This is a genomic window from Rickettsia typhi str. Wilmington (assembly GCF_000008045.1).
Classification (GTDB): domain Bacteria; phylum Pseudomonadota; class Alphaproteobacteria; order Rickettsiales; family Rickettsiaceae; genus Rickettsia; species Rickettsia typhi.
Genome location: NC_006142.1, coordinates 901,350 through 919,134 on the forward strand (window position 1 = coordinate 901,350; position 17,785 = coordinate 919,134).

Below are 17,785 nucleotides of genomic sequence, written 5' to 3' on the forward strand. Positions count from 1 at the left end.
TAATTGACTTTACTAATACGTGTTTTCTTTCTTTAGAAAGAATCTTGATAATCTAATAATGTCTTAGTTTCTGATTATAATTACTTCTCAGATTAATTGATTCTTATCTTATACTAAACTTCTTTTTCTAAGCATTTTATGAATGCAAGCCATTCTGCTTCATCAATAATTTTAATATTAAGCTCCTTAGCTTTTTTAAGCTTACTTCCCCCGTTCACACCTACTATTAATAAATCCGTGTTTGATGATACGCTAGATGCAACTTTAGCACCAAGCTTTTCAGCTATTTCTTTAGCTTCGACTCTAGATATCGTTTTTAAACTACCAGTAAATACTAATATCTTACCTGTTAAAATATTTTGTTCTCTAGTCTCTTTATAATCTTCGATATTTAATACTGCACCAAGTTTTTTGATAAGTTGTATATTTTCTTTAACGTAAAAAAAATCAATAATATCTACTAGCATCTTATCACCGATCCCTTCTAAATCATTTAGCTTTTGATAAACATCAGAATCGTTTTTGCTCAGCAATTCCATTTGAGCTATAAAATTATTATAGCTCACAAATTCTCTAGCAAGTAATTTTGCGTTTTGTTCACCGATATGCCTAATACCTAGAGCATATATGAACCGTTGCAAGCTAATTTTTTGTGATTTTTCTATATTTTGCCAAAGATTTGCTACTGATTTCTTACCCCAGCCATCCATATTCTCTAGTCTAATTAAGTTTGTTTCATTTTTCTTTTTTAAAAAGAAAATATCAAGTGGATTACTAATTAACCTCTTATCTATTAAAAATGCGACTTGCTTACGTCCAAGTCCTGCAATATCCATGGCATTCTTTGATACAAAATGACAGATACGCTCATAATTCTGAGCAGGACAGTTAAGACCGTTATCACAGCGTATAATAATATCTTCAGACACATAACGCAATTTAGAATTACATGATGGACAAAATACAGGAGTATCAAACTTTACAGTATCATTCGAACGTTTGCTTATATCAACGCCTGTGATTTGAGGAATAACATCACCAGCACGTTGCAAAAATACATAATCTTTAATACGCACATCTTTTCGTGCAATATCTTGAAAGTTATGTAGTGTTGCTCTACTAACAACGACCCCACCTATTTCTAGAGGGTCAAGTTCTGCTACAGGCGTTAACATACCTGTTCTACCAACTTGCACCGTAATGGAAAGCAGCTTTGTTTGTCCTATTATAGCAGGAAATTTATGAGCAATAGCAAAACGTGGAGATCGTGCAATAAATCCCATTCTATTTTGCATTGCAAAATTATTGAGCTTATATACTACCCCATCAATTTCATAAGGTAAATTATGCCTATTTGTTTTGAGATATTCATAAAAAGCAAAAATTTCTTCTTCAGAGCTTGCAAGTTTAGATATTTCGTTAACGCTAAAACTTAACGCCTTCAATTTTGCAAGTAATTGCTCTTGTGTAGACGCAAGATTCTTCTCAGTTACCCCACCTGAATATATAAAATATTTTAGCGGTCTTTGAGCTGTAATAGCAACATCAAGTTGACGAATAGACCCTGCTGCAGCATTACGAGGATTAGCAAATTTCCCTCTGTTCTGCGCTTCTTGTTCTTTATTGAGATTAACAAAATCTTGTTTCTCAATATAAATTTCACCGCGTACTTCTAAAAACTCAGGAGCATTATCTATTTTATGCGGGAAATTTTTTATTGTTTTGATATTAATCGTTATATCTTCACCAACATATCCATCACCTCTTGTTGCTCCAGTTATAAACAACCCATGCTTATAAATAGCAGAAAAAGACAAACCATCTATTTTAGGTTCACAAAATATAGGAGTAAACTCATTAATGCGTAAAAAATTTTTTATACGTTCTAAAAAATCTCTTATATCCTCTTCATCAAAAGCATTGCTAAGAGATAGCATAGGTGCTTGATGTATAACTTTAGCAAATTTATTTGTGATTTTCGCCCCTATTTTCTTGCTAGGACTATTGCTTAAAACTAAATGAGGAAATGTATTCTCTAATTTAAGATTGAGATTAAATAGCTGATCATACTCCGAATCTGAGACTAACGGATTATCTTCTATATAATAAGCATGATTATACATCGCTATTTTATCAGCGAGTTCTTCTAATAATTTTTTAGCTTCTTTTTCAGATATTAAATCAATATTTTGCATAATGATTAATATTATTATTTTAATTGATAACTTGGTTACAAAGTGTAATACAGTAGGTTTTACTGCACAACAATGCAATTTAAGAATGACATAAAACAAGTTATGCTAAATCATACGATAAAACAAACACTTTTACTTTTATTTTAATTTACAAAATCAAAATCTTTACCTAGTTTAATATATGCTCTAATACGACTCATGAGATTTTGAAAATATGTTAAATTATGCCATGTCATTAGCATAGGACCAAGTATCTCACGGATTCTAACTAAATGATGCAAATAAGCCTTCGTGTAATTAGTGCAAGCAGGACATTTACAATCATACTCAAGCGGCGCTTTATCCTCAGCATATTTGCTATTGCGTATATTAACTGTACCATATTTTGTAAAAGCCTGACCATTACGACCTGAACGAGTTGGGATTACACAATCAAACATATCTATACCTCTACTAACTGCACCAATAATATCAGCAGGCTTCCCAACTCCCATTAAATAACGTGGTTTATTTTGTGGCAAAAAATCAGAAACATAATCAAGAACTTTAAACATAAGTTCCTGCCCCTCACCTACTGCAAGCCCTCCTATAGCATAACCATCAAAATCGAATTTTACTAAATCTTTCACCGATTGCTCACGTAATTCTTTATAAACACTGCCCTGAATAATACCAAATTGTGCATAGCCTTCGCGCTTAACAAAAGCATCACGTGATCTATTTGCCCATCTAGTCGTAAGATTCATAGAAGTTTTGGCTTCTTCAAAAGTTGAAGGATAAGGCGTGCATTCATCAAGTGCCATAGTTATTGTACTACCGAGTAAATATTGTATTTCAGTGGAATACTCAGGCGTTAACATATATTTATTACCATTAATATGAGATCTGAAGCTTACCCCCTCTTCAGTTATCTTGCGTAACTTCGATAACGACATTACCTGAAAACCACCGGAATCAGTGAGTATAGGCTTATCCCAATTCATAAATTTATGCAAACCACCAAGATATGCTATACGCTCAGCACTTGGCTGCAACATTAAGTGGTAAGTATTGCCAAGTAATATATCTGCTCCGGTCTCAACTACCGATTCAGTCAACATTGCCTTAACTGTACCTCTAGTCCCAACTGGCATAAAAGTTGGTGTGCGAATTTTACCATGAGCAGTGGTAATCACACCACTTCTAGCTTTTTTATAGTTACTATGAATAGTAAAAGAAAATTTTGACACCAGTAATAATATTTTTAAAAGTAATATCTTAGCATACTAATATTTATCCTGTAATATAAAATATAACAATCAAGATTAAAGATCTTAATAGTGATAAATTAAAAGTATTGATAATATGGATATATTAACTAAGATATGTTGCTGTTGCAACTAATTTGAGTCTATATAAAGAGTTGCTGAAAAATAGTAATTGGTCCTTGAGATTTATATACACTAATCAACTCCTGTAAAAGAGAATTGCTATTTAAAATTTTATAAATAGCTTTCACTAAATTATATTGATATTGTTGCTTTGTACATAAGGTATGCCTTGTTGTTAATAATTCTTCTCTTAAATAATAATTGCGCTCTGTTATGTAGATATACTGATGCTCAAGAATTGAAATCGAGAAAAGAACAAGAAACTTTCTAAATTTAATTATAGATGAAGAGTATGAAAAGCATTGAACAGCTTAAAATGCAAGAACAGAGCTAAAATATTAATAAATTTACTATTCTATGAACTGGAATGAAAATCAGCATAAATTACAGCAATAACAAATAATAAAACAGAATTTTTGTTTAATACAATGTTACTAAGTAATTGTTCTGAAAGTTAAAAAATTATTTTACAATTTTTAAACTTAATATAAACAAAGCTAATTTTTATAGCAGAGATAAACTCTTGGAAAGAAAAGTTGCCAATTTTAGTGCGTGCTAAAACTAATTAATAAACTTCAATATTGAAACAATACAGTAAAAAATACTGATGTATGCAATCAAAAAGAATGCGCCACGCGCTAAAATAGCATATGATCAAATGTATCAATTATGCAACCATTACTAATTTTTACAAAATTCAGATAACAATTATGCTTTCAGAGTTTGTATTACACGCAAACATTCACCCCTCTACATGATCAATAATGCTTAGTGCATAGTGAAGATCTAGAATTAATTAAAGAAACGATATACAAAGAAATAACAAAATATAAGGTTGAACTACATTAGGTGAAAATCATTGCAAAGGGACACTAAAATCTATTTATCAAATAAAAAAATTATTACACTTATCAAATTATTGAAGATGCTATATTGTACACTTATCTATTTATTTTCAAATAAAAGATCAATGAAAAATATTTTTAAATATAAAAGGATACTGCTTTCATTCAAGCTCTGTAGGAATAATAATTGCTATTTACCATAATTTAAAATAATACTTAAAGTTAAACCAAAAAAGTCATTACACACATATAAAGCATGTAACATTTACCAAATTAGAACAGAATAAGAAATATTGAAAGTGCTAGAATATAGCACAAAACCCAAAAATAATCACAAAAGATTTTATAATAAATAATTGCAATGATGTACTAGGTAGATGATTGTATTGTAAATTATGATTATATAAAAGATAAAAAGAAAAGGGATAGAATTTGTACTATATGTCGAGCAGTTTTTTAAGCTCATTTGTACTATCAGAAGACAGACATAAAGCATTAGTTTAAATATTCAATGTGCATATTCATAAACAAGCACACTGTTTTATCATAAATTCTTTACAAAAAATCAAATTGTAAAGAATCAGATACTGTTTTATATAAAAGTCAATAGAAATTAGTGTTTTAAATACGAAAATGAAGCACAACTTAATAATATTCTTTGTCAAATGAATAAGATTCTAAAACAGAATAGTTAATAACACTTCAAAAATCTTAGAATTTACAACAAAAAAGCATTGAATTATTTATTAGAACAACACATCAACTTTCATAGCAATATAGTAATAAGGTATAGATTAAAAAGCAAAATACTATATAACCAATGCTACAATATTTAAAATATTTCAATCACTAAATTCATACTCTATCTTAATTGCATGTCTTACATGCTACCGCTATCATTTTGTCCATTATCTTATGACAAAGAACAAATTATTAATAAGGCTTTAAAAATGATATCTGGATCAAAAAATATTATTATTCAAATAACTGAAATAGCTATTCAAAATGCTTATTATATGCTTATTATATTATATAAATACAAAGCTCTACTTAACAATGAGGAGCAATTAAACGCATTACTCATTACTGAAAAAGTATTTCAACTATTTTTGATGATTTGATAAAAACCCATGAATAAAGCATTGAGTTCTAAAATGGACATAATAATAATTATTAAAATGCTTACATATTACAACTTATCTTACTTACATAATACCAAAACAATAAAGCACGCTTAAACACTTCATCCACTTTAAAAGAGATTTTTCTAAAAATTAAGAAAAATCAATAATTGATTTAAGAGTGAACTTAACGATAAAACTTCCTTTATTAATTAAGTTAGTGTTATTTAAAACTCAAAAGTTACTTTTAATCTCAATAAATTTACAAGACATATTCCAAGTAAAATCAATAGTGTGATAAGATGCATTTCAAAAAAACAAAGTTAAGTCGAGCAATAAATCTTATACTTAATATGTCAACTTATAAGATGACATACCTAATTTTTGAAGTTCATCGAGTATATGTAAAATTTTTTAAGAATTTACGCTTAATATATGTACATATTAAAAAAGTTATTACAGTACTGGGAACATAGCGAATTATAGTAGGCAAATACCTTATTAAGGTCTTAGTTGAGACTAAGTCAATCAAGGTTTTACTTATACTGCCTACAAACACTCTACTGTTTGATCTTAAACAATCTAAATAACGACATCTATTTTTGTATTTTAAATAACACCGAACAGCTTCAATGACCATAGAAGATATAATCGAAATTATTCCGATCTGCATCAGAAAATAAAATTTTATACTATCTGAACTATAGCAATAATTAGCAATAATGATTAAAACTAAACCTAAAATATTTAAAAAATAGAAAAATGTTTTGCTATAAGATTGTTCTTCTTGCTTGATGCTACTTTTTAATAATTCATATATTATAGATTTTAACATTAAATTACCTATTTCATAAGAATAGCTAGCAATACGCCTGCACCAAAAGCGTAAGCGAGATTCCGCAAGGGGTTATTACGTGTCGATTCACATAAATCAGCTAAATTAGCTTTTCCTTTCTCTATGCCTTTATCCTTATAATGTTCTAGAACAGATGATAAATTACCTAATTGTTCATCTAGAATATCTCCGGTTTTACCTTTTAAATCACATAATCTTGAAACTAAGCTTTCAATATCTTTTTTGATACCTTCGACATCTTCTTTAACAGAGTTTGATGCTTTCATAATTTACTCCTTTATTATTTATACTTACTAAACAAATTATTTGCCTACAATATACGATACTACTATTATCAAAACTTTACAATAGCTTAAATAATAAAAAAACCGAATCTAAACTAGATGCGGTTACATTATAATGTCTTTTTATTGTGTATTACTTCTACTTACACATAATACAGCATATTTTTATTTCATCCAAGCTTTGACATAAAGTAATTGTTACATATATTCGTGGCAACATACTAGATATCATATCAGTTGTTATTTACACTATAACTAAAGATCCACTGATTTGATTCTACGAAACAACAAATTGATTTAATGAAAATACATCAATTTTTGATCCATATAGTGGACTGATACTTTTAACTATTATTATCTTTTGTCAAATGCACTTTACTACACTATTTATTACCAAATGAATAAACAATTTTATTAATTAATGATTCAATATTAATTGCTGATTGTGTATATCTTATTTCTTCATTAGCTGATAAATTTTCATCTCCATTACCCGGAATAATTGCAATATATTTACCGCCAAGTAATCCATTAGTTACTACTTGTGCTTTAGAATCTTTAGGTATTTTAACATCATCATTAATATTTAGATATACACTCGCATAAAATCTATCTGGATCTAGAGTAATTTTCGTGACACTACCGACTTTGATACCTGAGATCATTACATCACTTCCTACTGCTATCCCCTCTGCGCTCTGAAAATTAGCAGTTACCTGATAACCTTTTGAGCTAATTATTGACGTCCCTGTTTTGTATGCAAAAATTAAAAATAGTAAGACAATAATTAAGACTAAAAAGCCGACAATTGTTTCAACGATGTTCTGTTGCATTGTTTATATATTATTAATTCATTATGGTTGCCATCTATTATATTTAAGATTTGATGTTTTAGGCAGCTTCTTAACTATTTTTTTATTTTGTTGCCATGGAAAAAGCTGAACATTTTTAGGTATCTCATTTACTAAATGATGTAACCAAGCGTACCAACTTGGCGGAATTTTTGTCGATTCATTGATATTTTTATAAATAACACACCTCCGTGAACGCCCTAAATAATCAATATTATTCTTGCTTTCATAATATTGATTCAAAAATTCATCTTCACCTACTTTTGTATAAAAAAAAGTAATAAAAAACTTATCTATCCACGACATTTTAAAATTTCCATAGCAGTTTCTCGTCCTTGCACTGCAAGCTTATCGGCAGCAATATTACCGCTATTACTTGCATGTCCTTTGACCCATCTCCACATAATAGTATGTTTACTCAATTCTGAGTATAGTTTTTGCCATAAATCAACATTTTTAACGGGTTCATTGTTATTTTTACACCAATTATTTTTCATCCAATTATGAATCCAAACGGTAATACCATGTTGCAAATACTTGCTATCTGTATAAATCTCAACTATAGAAGATTTTTTTAACACCCTTAACGCTTCAAGTGCTGCAGTCATTTCCATACGATTATTAGTCGTAACTAACTCATATCCAAATATTTTCTTACTAGCATCATTAAACTTTAATAAAGCTCCCCATCCTCCCGGACCAGGATTACCTGAACATGCACCATCAGTATATATAACTACTTTGGAATCCATATTATCGATATTAACTAGGTTTAGGTTTAGAAGAGTTACGAAACTTATCTAACATTATAACATTTGGATTTGAAGATAATGAAGTTTTATAACTTTTATTATTACTTATTGCCTTTTCATATTGTTGCGGTTCTTGTATATTTAATGACTGATTAAAAGTTAAGCTATAATTATTATTGGAATCAACAAAGCTAATAAGTGCATCGAAAGGTATGTAAATTATTTCTTTAACACCGTCAAAACTCACCGTTAAAGAAAAACCATTATCTTTTACTATTAAATTTTCAAACTGATATTGCAATACTATTGTGATCTTCTTTGGGTATGCCTGTTTAACTTTTGAAGGTAAAATTACAGCAGGGTTATCAGTTCTGTACGATATGTATATTAATTGATCCCAATATAAATTTTCATACTGAATTTTTGTTAGAATTTTTTTCACAAATTCTAGCATATATTCATTCACAAATTTTTTATATTCAATATTCATAGTTAGTAAAAAAATAGGTAAACGAAGTTTAACAGTTTAGGTCATTGCGAACAAAAACTATAATTTGTGATTAAACAATTTCAAAAGCACTACCTTATGAGATTGCTATGTTCTATACGTTAGCTCACAATGACTATACCAAGAGTTTTTATGCAATATAATTTTTACACTGGTATACGCATGGGATTTTTCTGTTGCCCGGCAAATCCCAAGCCGCGTAGGATTAAGCTGCAGCTAAAGCGGCAACACCTACATAACGCTTATTATCGTTTGCGTTTCTTTGTTTTGACCCATATGGCAAAAGCCATCGGTGGGATCATACCGAGTAAAAGCAATTTTTTTATTAGGCACGTCGATCCTATTTCGCCCCCAAAAAATTCTACTTATCTTTACTTTATTTAATATTACTCTTTCATTTTATCAATTGTTCGTGATGCTCATAGCTCATATATTCATTTGTAAACTTCGCGCATTTCTCAAAATTAAATTCAATTTAAACCGAAAATCATACATATATAGATCAACTACAAAAAGCGTGAGCAGTTACTTAACACATAAAGACCACAGCACTTAATAAAATGACGCAGCAAATTTTTGGAGTTCATCGAATATTGGTGGAGGCGTCGGGTACTGCCCCCGAGTCCGCAACCTCTATTCTAAATTACGTTTATTACTATAGCTATATTAGCACCAAATATTATTACTGAATTTGATTAAAATGTAAAGGTAAAATAAGAATTCTAGATTTATATTAAAAATTAGCTTATAATAAATGTTTAGAATGCTAAATTTAAAACTTAATTATGCTACCAAATCTTGGAATGATCGCTGGCAGAGGTTCACTACCTCACTTAATAGCATATAACTATATAAAGCAAGGTGGCAAGTGTTATATAGCGGCCATTAAAGACGAAACTAATATAAAACAGATCAAAGATTTTGAATATAAAATTTTCAAAATTGGTATGGTTGGTGAAGCTATAAGATATTTTAAGGATCATAATGTAAAAAATATTATTTTTATAGGAGGAATTAATAGACCAAATTTTAAAAATTTAGCTGTAGATAAAATAGGTGGATTATTACTTTTTAAAATAGTTGGACAAACAATTCGAGGCGATGATAGTTTATTAAAAATAGTAGCAGAGTTTTTTGAAAGTTATGGTTTTAAAGTAATTTCAAGTAATGAAATATATCGAAATCAACAATGTAACTCAAATATTATAACCAATACCACACTTACAAGTTCAGATAAAAATGATATTGAGCTTGGAATAAAAGTATTAAATCATCTAAGTCTATTTGATATCGCCCAATCTGTTATAGTTAAAAATGGCTATATACTTGGTATAGAGGCTGCTGAAGGGACAGATAATTTAATAGTGAGATGTGCAGATTTACGTAACAAATCTCATGGGGAATCTCATGGTGGTGTATTAGTAAAAATACCAAAATTGGGTCAAGATAATAGATTAGATATGCCAACAATCGGTCCTAATACTATAAAGAATCTTGCTAAATATAATTATCAAGGCTTAGCAATTCAAAAAAACAAAGTAATTATAGTCGAAGAAGAATTAACTATAAAACTTGCTAATAAACATAAAATTTTTATAACAAAATGTTAGCAATAGGTATTACAGGTAGCTATGCATCAGGTAAAACTTTTATTTTAAATTATTTATCAGAAAAAGGATATAAAACTTTTTGTGCAGATAACTGTATAAAGGAACTATATAAAGATATAGTTTTGCAAACTCAGATTTTAAAATTACTCCCTGAACTTAAGTATTTCAATATTAGAAAAATCAGTAATTTAATTTATAACGATGACATAGCTAGAGAAAAACTACAAAATTTTATTTACCCATTACTAATAGATAAACTCATTTTATTTAAAAAAGAAAATACTAATTATAAATTTGTGTTCTCTGAAATACCTCTGCTGTATGAAGCTAAATTTGATCAATATTTTGATTTTGTAGTAACAATATATTGCTCTGAAGAAATAAGAATGCAGAGAGCCATAACAAGGGCTTCATTTGATATAAATATTTATAATAAAATAAAAGAAATCCAGCTCTCACAAGATAGTAAAATTGCAAAAGCAGATTTTGCTATAAATAGCGGCGTTGATATGTTAGATTTGGAAAAACAAATAACAAAGCTAATCAAGAATTTAGAATGTCAAGTTTAAGAGAAATAATTTTAGATACTGAAACTACGGGACTTGATCCGCAACAAGGTCATCGCATCATTGAGATCGGTGCAATTGAGATGGTGAATAAGGTATTAACAGGCAAGCATTTTCATTGTTATATTAATCCTGAACGCGATATGCCTTTCGAAGCTTATAAGATTCACGGTATCTCAGGAGAATTTTTAAAAGATAAACCTCTGTTTCATACAATAGCCAATGATTTTTTAAAGTTTATAGCAGATAGTACACTTATTATTCATAATGCTCCTTTCGATATTAAATTTCTAAATCATGAATTATCTTTATTAAAGAGAACCGAAATTAAATTTTTGGAACTAACGAATACTATAGATACTCTCGTTATGGCAAGGAGTATGTTTCCTGGAGCAAGATATAGTCTTGATGCATTATGTAAAAGATTTAAAGTTGATAATTCAGGTCGGCAACTTCATGGAGCTTTAAAAGATGCAGCATTACTTGCAGAAGTGTATGTGGCACTCACAGGAGGTAGACAATCTACTTTTAAGATGATTGATAAACCTAATGAAATAAACAACTTAACAGTTAAGTGTATAGAGGTTCAGAAAATAAAAAGAAGTATTGTGGTTAAGCCTACTAAAGAAGAATTACAAAAACATAAAGAGTTCATAGATAAGATTTTAATACAGGCTTAATATAAAATACAGCTTGCGACTAAAAAACGTTATTGTGACACTATAAAATGGCTATAACAAGTGTATCAATGTTGCACAATATGGTTTCGTAAATTACTTGTAATGCAATAACAATTACGATTTAGATTTTACTCTATGAAAATAAATTGCCTTATACTAATAACTTTTATAATACTCATCTCTTTAGGATTTTGGCAGCTTAGTCGTTTAAAAGAAAAAATTATTTTTGAACTCAATGCAATCGCGTATAATCTTACATGGAATTAATTCAGAAAAAATGCAATACAATTTACTTTATCATAAAATAAAAATCACAGATAAATTTTTACCTAATAAAGACATATACTTATATGGTATAAGATTAATGTCTATGAAAAAAGACGGATACTATTTAGTTACTCATTTTAAAACTATAGCAGATCAAGTTATAGTATGAGGTTGGTTTAGTAATCGCAATAAAAATATTATCATGAATGCTACAAATGATCAGCGAGATGAAATTATCGAAGTTATTATGCCATCTGAAAAAACACTCAACTACTTACCAGCTAATTGATATAAAAAATAATGTATTACTAACATTAGATCTAAAAGAAGTATCTAAAGCTTTAGAGTTAAATCTAGAGAATTTTTATATTATTGCAGAAGAAATCATTTAGCATCGATCAAAAATGACTATTTAGAATATGCAATAACTTTGTTTGGTCTAGCTATTACTTTAATCGTAATATATATGATTTATAGTAGTGATATGACTATGGCATGTTAATAAGTAACTTAAATCGCTAGATCAAAAAAACTGAACGAACTAATAAAATGGACTAAGCTAATAGTAAAAAATCAATACATAAATGAGTAATCTACAACAACAGGCATCCAATCCTAATACTTCTGTTTGGGTATCGGCATCAGCAGGTACTGGTAAAACAAAAATACTAATCGATCGATTCTTGCGTCTGTTAATAACAGGTACAGAACCTACAAATATTTTATGTCTTACTTTTACTAATGCTGCAGCAATAGAAATGCAAGCACGAATTAATAGCAAACTTAAACATCTAGCGCTTTGTGATACAGAAAAATTAGCAAATGAACTCTTTTTAATGAGCGGCAATAAACCGTTAGCACAAGAAATAGAAAACACAAAAACTTTATACTATAAATTATTAAATAGCCATGAACCTTTAAATATCTATACAATTCATGCTTTTTGTCAAAAAATTCTTAAAACTTTTCCATTAGAAGCAGGCATAACACCAGAATTTAAAATTCTTGAAGAAACTAAATTACAAGATATCTTCCTAAAGATCAAAAATGAAATCTACTTAAGCGATGAGCATAATAAATTAATTCAAATTTTGCTTAACCGATTTCATGAAATGACACTACAAGATATTTTTACTGAAATCATTGAGCAGAAAATTAAATTCAAAAAATTATTTATAAATAAGCAAATTCCTAAACAAATATCTAATAAAAGATTCGCGTTAAAGCAATTAAATAATATATATGCTAAAGTAGAAAGTTTATTTACAGCATATGACTTAGAAATAGAACCAAAAAAGCTATTTTTTACCAAAGATGGGGAAAAACGTAAAAGGCTTTTATCAAAAGAATTAACAAAAAAATATCCTCAATTATTGATAGAGCTAGAAAAAATTACCTTTAAAATTCATCATTTGGATGAGTTGCGTCGTATAGAGGAACTAGAATATCATACAAATTTACTGACTAAACTTGCGTATATTATTTTAAAAAAATATGATTCATATAAAGAAGAAAATAATTTACTCGATTACGATGATCTAATTTACTACACCGAAAAATTACTCAATAATAAAACTACGCATGAGTGGTTGTTTCACAAACTTGAGAATGAGATAAATCATATCCTTATTGATGAAGCGCAAGATACAAGCACGACACAGTGGAATATTATCACTACTTTAATAACAAAGTTTAATGCGGCAGAGAAACCAAATAATAGTATTTTTATAGTTGGTGATGAAAAACAGTCTATCTTTAGATTTCAAGGAGCTAATCTTCACAATTTCAACTTAATAAATGAGCAACTAAAAATAAACCTTACAAGCACTAATAAGAAATTCAAAAATATTACACTTGAATATTCATATAGATCATGTCCAGAGATTTTACAATTTACTCACAATGTTTTGAACAATATAAAATATAACTACCCGAATTTATTCCTTGCTGACAATCCTTTAATATCATCATTACGTATACATCAAGGTAGTGTAACAGTTTGGCCCTTAGTAACAAATAACAAACAAAAAGAGTTTTTTTGGATATTGCCTGAAGATGATAAAAATGCTAAATCTGCTGCCGATTTACTGATAGAAAAAATCGTGAATTTCATAAAAGAGAAAATAGAAAGTAAAAAAATATTGCCGTCTACTGCAAGCCAAATATCAGAAAAAGATTTTATGATATTAGTACGGAAACGAGACAAATTTAGTCAAAATCTAATTAAAGAGCTTAATAAAGCTAAGCTTAAAGTTGAGATAAGCGATAGAATTAATCTGAAAGAAAATCTACCTATACTAGATTTAATTGCAGCAGCCAAATTTGTGTTATTACCTGATGATGATTTAAATCTTGCTTGCTTACTCAAATCACCAATTATTGGAATAAGTGAGCAAAAATTATACACTCTTCTTGTAAATAAAAATGATCATACTTTATGGGAAGTACTTTCTACACATACAGATATCTATAATAAGTTAGATTCCATAATTAAAATTTATAAAATAGCATCTGCAGAAGACTTTTTTGATTTGGTTGTGAATAGATTAAATTTACGAGCGATTTACGGTAATAATAACGATGATATGATAAATGAGCTATTAACATTAAGTAAAGACTATGCAAATGCTATAGATAATTCACTCCAAGGTTTTATTGCTTGGTTTGAAAATAACGAGATCTATATAAAACGTGATATGGAACATTCAGATAAAATAAGAGTAATGACAGTCCACGGATCTAAAGGGCTTGAAGCACCATTTGTGATATTATGTGATTCTACTACTTTACCTATCAGAAACAATAAATTTATTTGGGATGATAATGGTCAAATGTTTTTCTCTCTGAATGCTGAAGATACTCCTGCATTTTTACAAGAACTAAAAGAATCTGAAAAACTGAAAGACTTACAGGAATATATGAGATTACTCTATGTTGCAATGACTAGAGCACAAGATCAACTTATTATATGCGGTTTTAGTAATAAAGATAACGTACCTGAAAATTGTTGGCATAAAATAGCTACACAAACTTTCAATCAATTGCTTAATTATTAGCTGCTATATCAAATAATAAAAAGAAAAACAAGAATTTAAGTATAGCACTTTTTAAAAAGTTATACAATTTCCTAACAATAATGAAAGATATTATTCTTAACTGAACAATGCAAAGCAATAAATTGAGCCGTAACTACTCTATGTAAAAATTATGCACTCCATATTATCAAATAACTGCACTAAAATATATAAATCAATACATCAATTTCTTAATCTATAATAGTATTAAATACGCTTTGTGTGGTCTTATTGCTTTATTTGTTTAGGTGCTAAAATATATCATTATATGTATCTTGAGGTATCTTGAGCTTAACACTTGAGCACTTCAGACGAAGCAGTGACTTTTTTTTGCATAACTTGTCTTGCAATAAACTACTTCATTCTTGATTACATCCCATCCTATAGAATAATTCTTAGTCAGTTTAATGACTTTTTAGGTTTTTATTTTAAAATGATGATGCAGAAATTTTTTTATCTAAAGAAAATTAGATAAAAATTTTTTTTGACTGTCTTTACATATTGAATTTTTTAGAAAAAATGATTTCCATAAGGAAGATAAAAATACTTAATTAACAAAGTATGTAAGATATATAATAGAGTTTTAGTATTTAATTTTATCTTAAAGAAGAAAGAAATTGTTATAATTAATAAGATTTTTATTGAAATAGCGATTTCTAAAATAGATAAAGTAATCATCCGATTTATGGATATCACACTATAATATATAAACAAAATAAGCTGGTATAAACATTATTGCTATAATATTTTAATAGTTTTAGTCTTTTTCTTTTAATTAATAACTTTTTATCCAAGCAAGCGAGCATTTTGTTCAATTCCAATAACATTATTAAAAATAACTAAATCTTTTTGATATAGCTTTTCATATCCTTAGTTGCTTGATATATTCAAGCTTCTAATTCCTCTTTAGCAAATAACTTTTTTATCAAGCAACAGATCACAAATTATACTTTCTAAGTTGTTAAAAATATTCTTTAACTTCACAACTATTTCCAGATTGATATTTTCTTAGTTTAATTTATAGTACTAGTTGAAAATAATTAAGTTATAAAGCTAAGAAAAATTAATACTTTTGTAAAAAAGTATATGTAGCGTCACAATAAAAAAATTTTTTAAATTCTTAAAATAGTTTGATATTAATAAACTTAAGTGATAATAAAAAATATGAAAACAGCTTTTATATTTCCAGGTCAAGGATCACAATTGATCGGCATGGGAAAAGATTTATACGATAATCTTAAACCAGCAAAAGAAACTTTTCAAATAATTGATACAGTATTAAACCGGAAACTCACTGATATAATTTTTAATGGACCTTCTGCAGAACTTACATTAACCACTAATGCACAACCAGCATTAATGGCAGTATCTATGGCAATAATAAATATTATCAAAGCTGAAACAGGTAAAAATTTGGATAGTCTTTGCGATTATGCTGCTGGTCATTCGCTAGGTGAATATAGTGCTTTATGTAGTACAGAAAGTATTAATCTTGAAACAGCAGCCACACTACTCAATGTACGTAGTACATCTATGCAAGCAGCATGCCCTGAAGGTGTAGGAGCTATGGCTGCTTGTATTAATATTCCACTTCAAAAAGTCGTAGCACTATTAGAAGATATAAAAAAAATAAATTCATGTCAAATAGCCAACGATAACATCGATGGACAAATAATTATTAGCGGTAAAGTAGGAGATATCGATCATGCTATCAGCATAATTAAAGATTTAGGTTACAAAGCAATCAAACTGAAAGTTAGCGCACCTTTTCATTGTAGTTTAATGAAACCAGCAGAAGAAAAAATGAGGATAGCTCTTGATAAAGCTGTAATTAATAAGCCTATAATACCGATAATCCAAAATTACACAGCAAAACTCACAATCAATCCACTAGAAATAAAACAAAATTTAATTCTGCAGATATGCGGACGAGTTAGATGGCGTGAAACTTTAAAGCTATTTAATCAGCTACATGTAACCCATATAGTAGAAATAGGAGCAGGAAACGTGCTAACAAATATGCTACGAAAAATTAATTATCCATATAAATTAAGTAATATTAGCAATTTAGCAGAACTAAAGAATTTTTTAGATAACATCAACAAATAATACATCTAATATCTAATATAAAGTTTAGAAATTAACTCCATAATATTATTTATAGCAATTAGTTTTAGCGTTTTGGAAGCAATTGTAAGAATTGTTCACTAACTATTGGCCTCACTATTTAATAATCGAATGTTATTGAAATTTAGTGTTTTAAAGAAAAAATGATACACTGACATTTTATCAAGTATGATTTTTCAGTAAAATTGCTACATCAAGATTAAGTATAGAAAAGTTTAATATTTATAATATTACTACTTTTATCTTATTACTTATATTCATATCAGTTTGATTATAAATATGCTAAGGGATAATTTTTAAATAATAATGAAATTTAATATTAATTAATGATTAAGCGCATCTCATGAAAACTAAAATTAATACCTTACAACTTTAAATATTTAAAAATCATGCTGATGATCAGTTTTAATATATAGAGCATATATATCCAATTTATCAATTTTATTTTGTAGATTCAAAATTTAGAGATAAACGAAACTTAGTATACTAATTTGACAACATATTATAAATTAGATTCAAGCATAAAGATTATAATAATTTCTATATTCAAGTAATAACTTGGAATATTTTTATTTAAAAATAAAAGATTATTTCAGAGAAGATTCAATTCTATTTGGTATTTTTAGTGATAATAATTATATTATAAGGAGCTATGAGATAAATATAACGGATACCAAAT

14 protein-coding genes, 1 other RNA gene and 1 pseudogene are annotated in these 17,785 nt (G+C 28.2%); 7 read left to right on the top strand and 9 right to left on the bottom strand.

The annotated features are described in order from the left end of the window. Positions 1-113: 113 nt before the first annotated feature. Together ligA and tgt are read right to left on the bottom strand one after the other, a co-directional pair. Entirely contained in the window at positions 114-2,195 is a 2,082-nt protein-coding gene (ligA, locus tag RT_RS03480) for an NAD-dependent DNA ligase LigA (protein WP_011191142.1), read from the bottom strand. 143 nt (positions 2,196-2,338) lie between these two features. Next, entirely contained in the window at positions 2,339-3,424 is a 1,086-nt protein-coding gene (tgt, locus tag RT_RS03485; protein ID WP_011191143.1) for a tRNA guanosine(34) transglycosylase Tgt, read from the bottom strand. A 1,870-nt stretch (positions 3,425-5,294) separates the two neighbouring features. Here tgt and RT_RS03490 point away from each other — a divergent pair. Beyond that, positions 5,295-5,531, top strand: a complete 237-nt coding sequence (locus RT_RS03490) for a hypothetical protein (protein WP_014419457.1) — start codon at positions 5,295-5,297, stop codon at positions 5,529-5,531. Between the two features lie 391 nt (positions 5,532-5,922). Here RT_RS03490 and RT_RS04440 read toward each other — a convergent pair whose 3' ends face one another. From RT_RS04440 to ssrA, 7 genes are all read right to left on the bottom strand, one after another. Continuing rightward, complete coding sequence (locus RT_RS04440) at positions 5,923-6,366, bottom strand: hypothetical protein (protein WP_011191144.1); 444 nt, start codon at positions 6,364-6,366, stop codon at positions 5,923-5,925. Between the two features lie 8 nt (positions 6,367-6,374). After that, the gene (locus RT_RS03495; RefSeq protein WP_011191145.1) at positions 6,375-6,653 is read right to left on the bottom strand and encodes a hypothetical protein; all 279 of its coding nucleotides are present in this window, start codon (positions 6,651-6,653) and stop codon (positions 6,375-6,377) included. A 401-nt stretch (positions 6,654-7,054) separates the two neighbouring features. After that, the gene (gene mlaD / locus RT_RS03500) at positions 7,055-7,504 is read right to left on the bottom strand and encodes an outer membrane lipid asymmetry maintenance protein MlaD (RefSeq protein WP_011191146.1); all 450 of its coding nucleotides are present in this window, start codon (positions 7,502-7,504) and stop codon (positions 7,055-7,057) included. 21 nt (positions 7,505-7,525) lie between these two features. After that, complete coding sequence (locus RT_RS03505; RefSeq protein ID WP_011191147.1) at positions 7,526-7,828, bottom strand: NADH-ubiquinone oxidoreductase subunit NDUFA12 family protein; 303 nt, start codon at positions 7,826-7,828, stop codon at positions 7,526-7,528. After that, on the bottom strand, positions 7,816-8,274 hold the full coding sequence (rnhA, locus tag RT_RS03510) for a ribonuclease HI (protein ID WP_011191148.1): 459 nt from the start codon (positions 8,272-8,274) through the stop codon (positions 7,816-7,818). The genes RT_RS03505 and rnhA overlap by 13 nt, the downstream gene beginning before the upstream one ends. A 10-nt stretch (positions 8,275-8,284) precedes the next feature. Further along, complete coding sequence (locus RT_RS03515) at positions 8,285-8,764, bottom strand: SspB family protein (protein WP_011191149.1); 480 nt, start codon at positions 8,762-8,764, stop codon at positions 8,285-8,287. Positions 8,765-8,943: 179 nt separating this feature from the next. Next, positions 8,944-9,493: a transfer-messenger RNA gene (ssrA, locus tag RT_RS04340) on the bottom strand. A 74-nt stretch (positions 9,494-9,567) separates the two neighbouring features. Between ssrA and RT_RS03520 the strand changes: the two genes are divergently transcribed. The 6 genes and pseudogenes from RT_RS03520 to fabD all read left to right on the top strand — a co-directional run bounded on the left by RT_RS03520 (position 9,568) and on the right by fabD (position 17,088). Next, a complete protein-coding gene (locus RT_RS03520; protein WP_011191150.1) occupies positions 9,568-10,392 on the top strand; it encodes an LpxI family protein in 825 nt (274 codons plus the stop codon). After that, positions 10,386-10,961: a dephospho-CoA kinase gene (coaE, locus tag RT_RS03525; protein ID WP_011191151.1), complete on the top strand. Its 576-nt coding sequence runs from the start codon at positions 10,386-10,388 to the stop codon at positions 10,959-10,961. Before RT_RS03520 ends, coaE begins: the two co-directional genes overlap by 7 nt. After that, entirely contained in the window at positions 10,949-11,638 is a 690-nt protein-coding gene (gene dnaQ / locus RT_RS03530; RefSeq protein WP_011191152.1) for a DNA polymerase III subunit epsilon, read from the top strand. The genes coaE and dnaQ overlap by 13 nt, the downstream gene beginning before the upstream one ends. A gap of 135 nt (positions 11,639-11,773) precedes the next feature. Continuing rightward, positions 11,774-12,407: pseudogene (locus RT_RS04500) on the top strand (SURF1 family cytochrome oxidase biogenesis protein). 82 nt (positions 12,408-12,489) lie between these two features. Beyond that, positions 12,490-14,961: a UvrD-helicase domain-containing protein gene (locus RT_RS03545; protein ID WP_011191153.1), complete on the top strand. Its 2,472-nt coding sequence runs from the start codon at positions 12,490-12,492 to the stop codon at positions 14,959-14,961. Positions 14,962-16,143: 1,182 nt separating this feature from the next. After that, positions 16,144-17,088 (top strand): ACP S-malonyltransferase, encoded by a 945-nt coding sequence (fabD, locus tag RT_RS03550; protein WP_011191154.1) that lies wholly within the window; start codon positions 16,144-16,146, stop codon positions 17,086-17,088. Positions 17,089-17,785: the final 697 nt, after the last annotated feature.

Bases quoted from the DNA above. Each gene is read 5' to 3' on its own strand.
- ligA (WP_011191142.1), bottom strand. From the start codon at position 2,195: ATGCAAAATATTGATTTAATATCTGAAAAAGAAGCTAAAAAATTATTA.
- RT_RS03490 (WP_014419457.1), top strand. From the start codon at position 5,295: ATGCTACCGCTATCATTTTGTCCATTATCTTATGACAAAGAACAAATT.
- RT_RS04440 (WP_011191144.1), bottom strand. From the start codon at position 6,366: ATGTTAAAATCTATAATATATGAATTATTAAAAAGTAGCATCAAGCAA.
- RT_RS03495 (WP_011191145.1), bottom strand. From the start codon at position 6,653: ATGAAAGCATCAAACTCTGTTAAAGAAGATGTCGAAGGTATCAAAAAA.
- mlaD (WP_011191146.1), bottom strand. From the start codon at position 7,504: ATGCAACAGAACATCGTTGAAACAATTGTCGGCTTTTTAGTCTTAATT.
- RT_RS03505 (WP_011191147.1), bottom strand. From the start codon at position 7,828: ATGTCGTGGATAGATAAGTTTTTTATTACTTTTTTTTATACAAAAGTA.
- rnhA (WP_011191148.1), bottom strand. From the start codon at position 8,274: ATGGATTCCAAAGTAGTTATATATACTGATGGTGCATGTTCAGGTAAT.
- RT_RS03515 (WP_011191149.1), bottom strand. From the start codon at position 8,764: ATGAATATTGAATATAAAAAATTTGTGAATGAATATATGCTAGAATTT.
- RT_RS03520 (WP_011191150.1), top strand. From the start codon at position 9,568: ATGCTACCAAATCTTGGAATGATCGCTGGCAGAGGTTCACTACCTCAC.
- coaE (WP_011191151.1), top strand. From the start codon at position 10,386: ATGTTAGCAATAGGTATTACAGGTAGCTATGCATCAGGTAAAACTTTT.
- dnaQ (WP_011191152.1), top strand. From the start codon at position 10,949: ATGTCAAGTTTAAGAGAAATAATTTTAGATACTGAAACTACGGGACTT.
- RT_RS03545 (WP_011191153.1), top strand. From the start codon at position 12,490: ATGAGTAATCTACAACAACAGGCATCCAATCCTAATACTTCTGTTTGG.
- fabD (WP_011191154.1), top strand. From the start codon at position 16,144: ATGAAAACAGCTTTTATATTTCCAGGTCAAGGATCACAATTGATCGGC.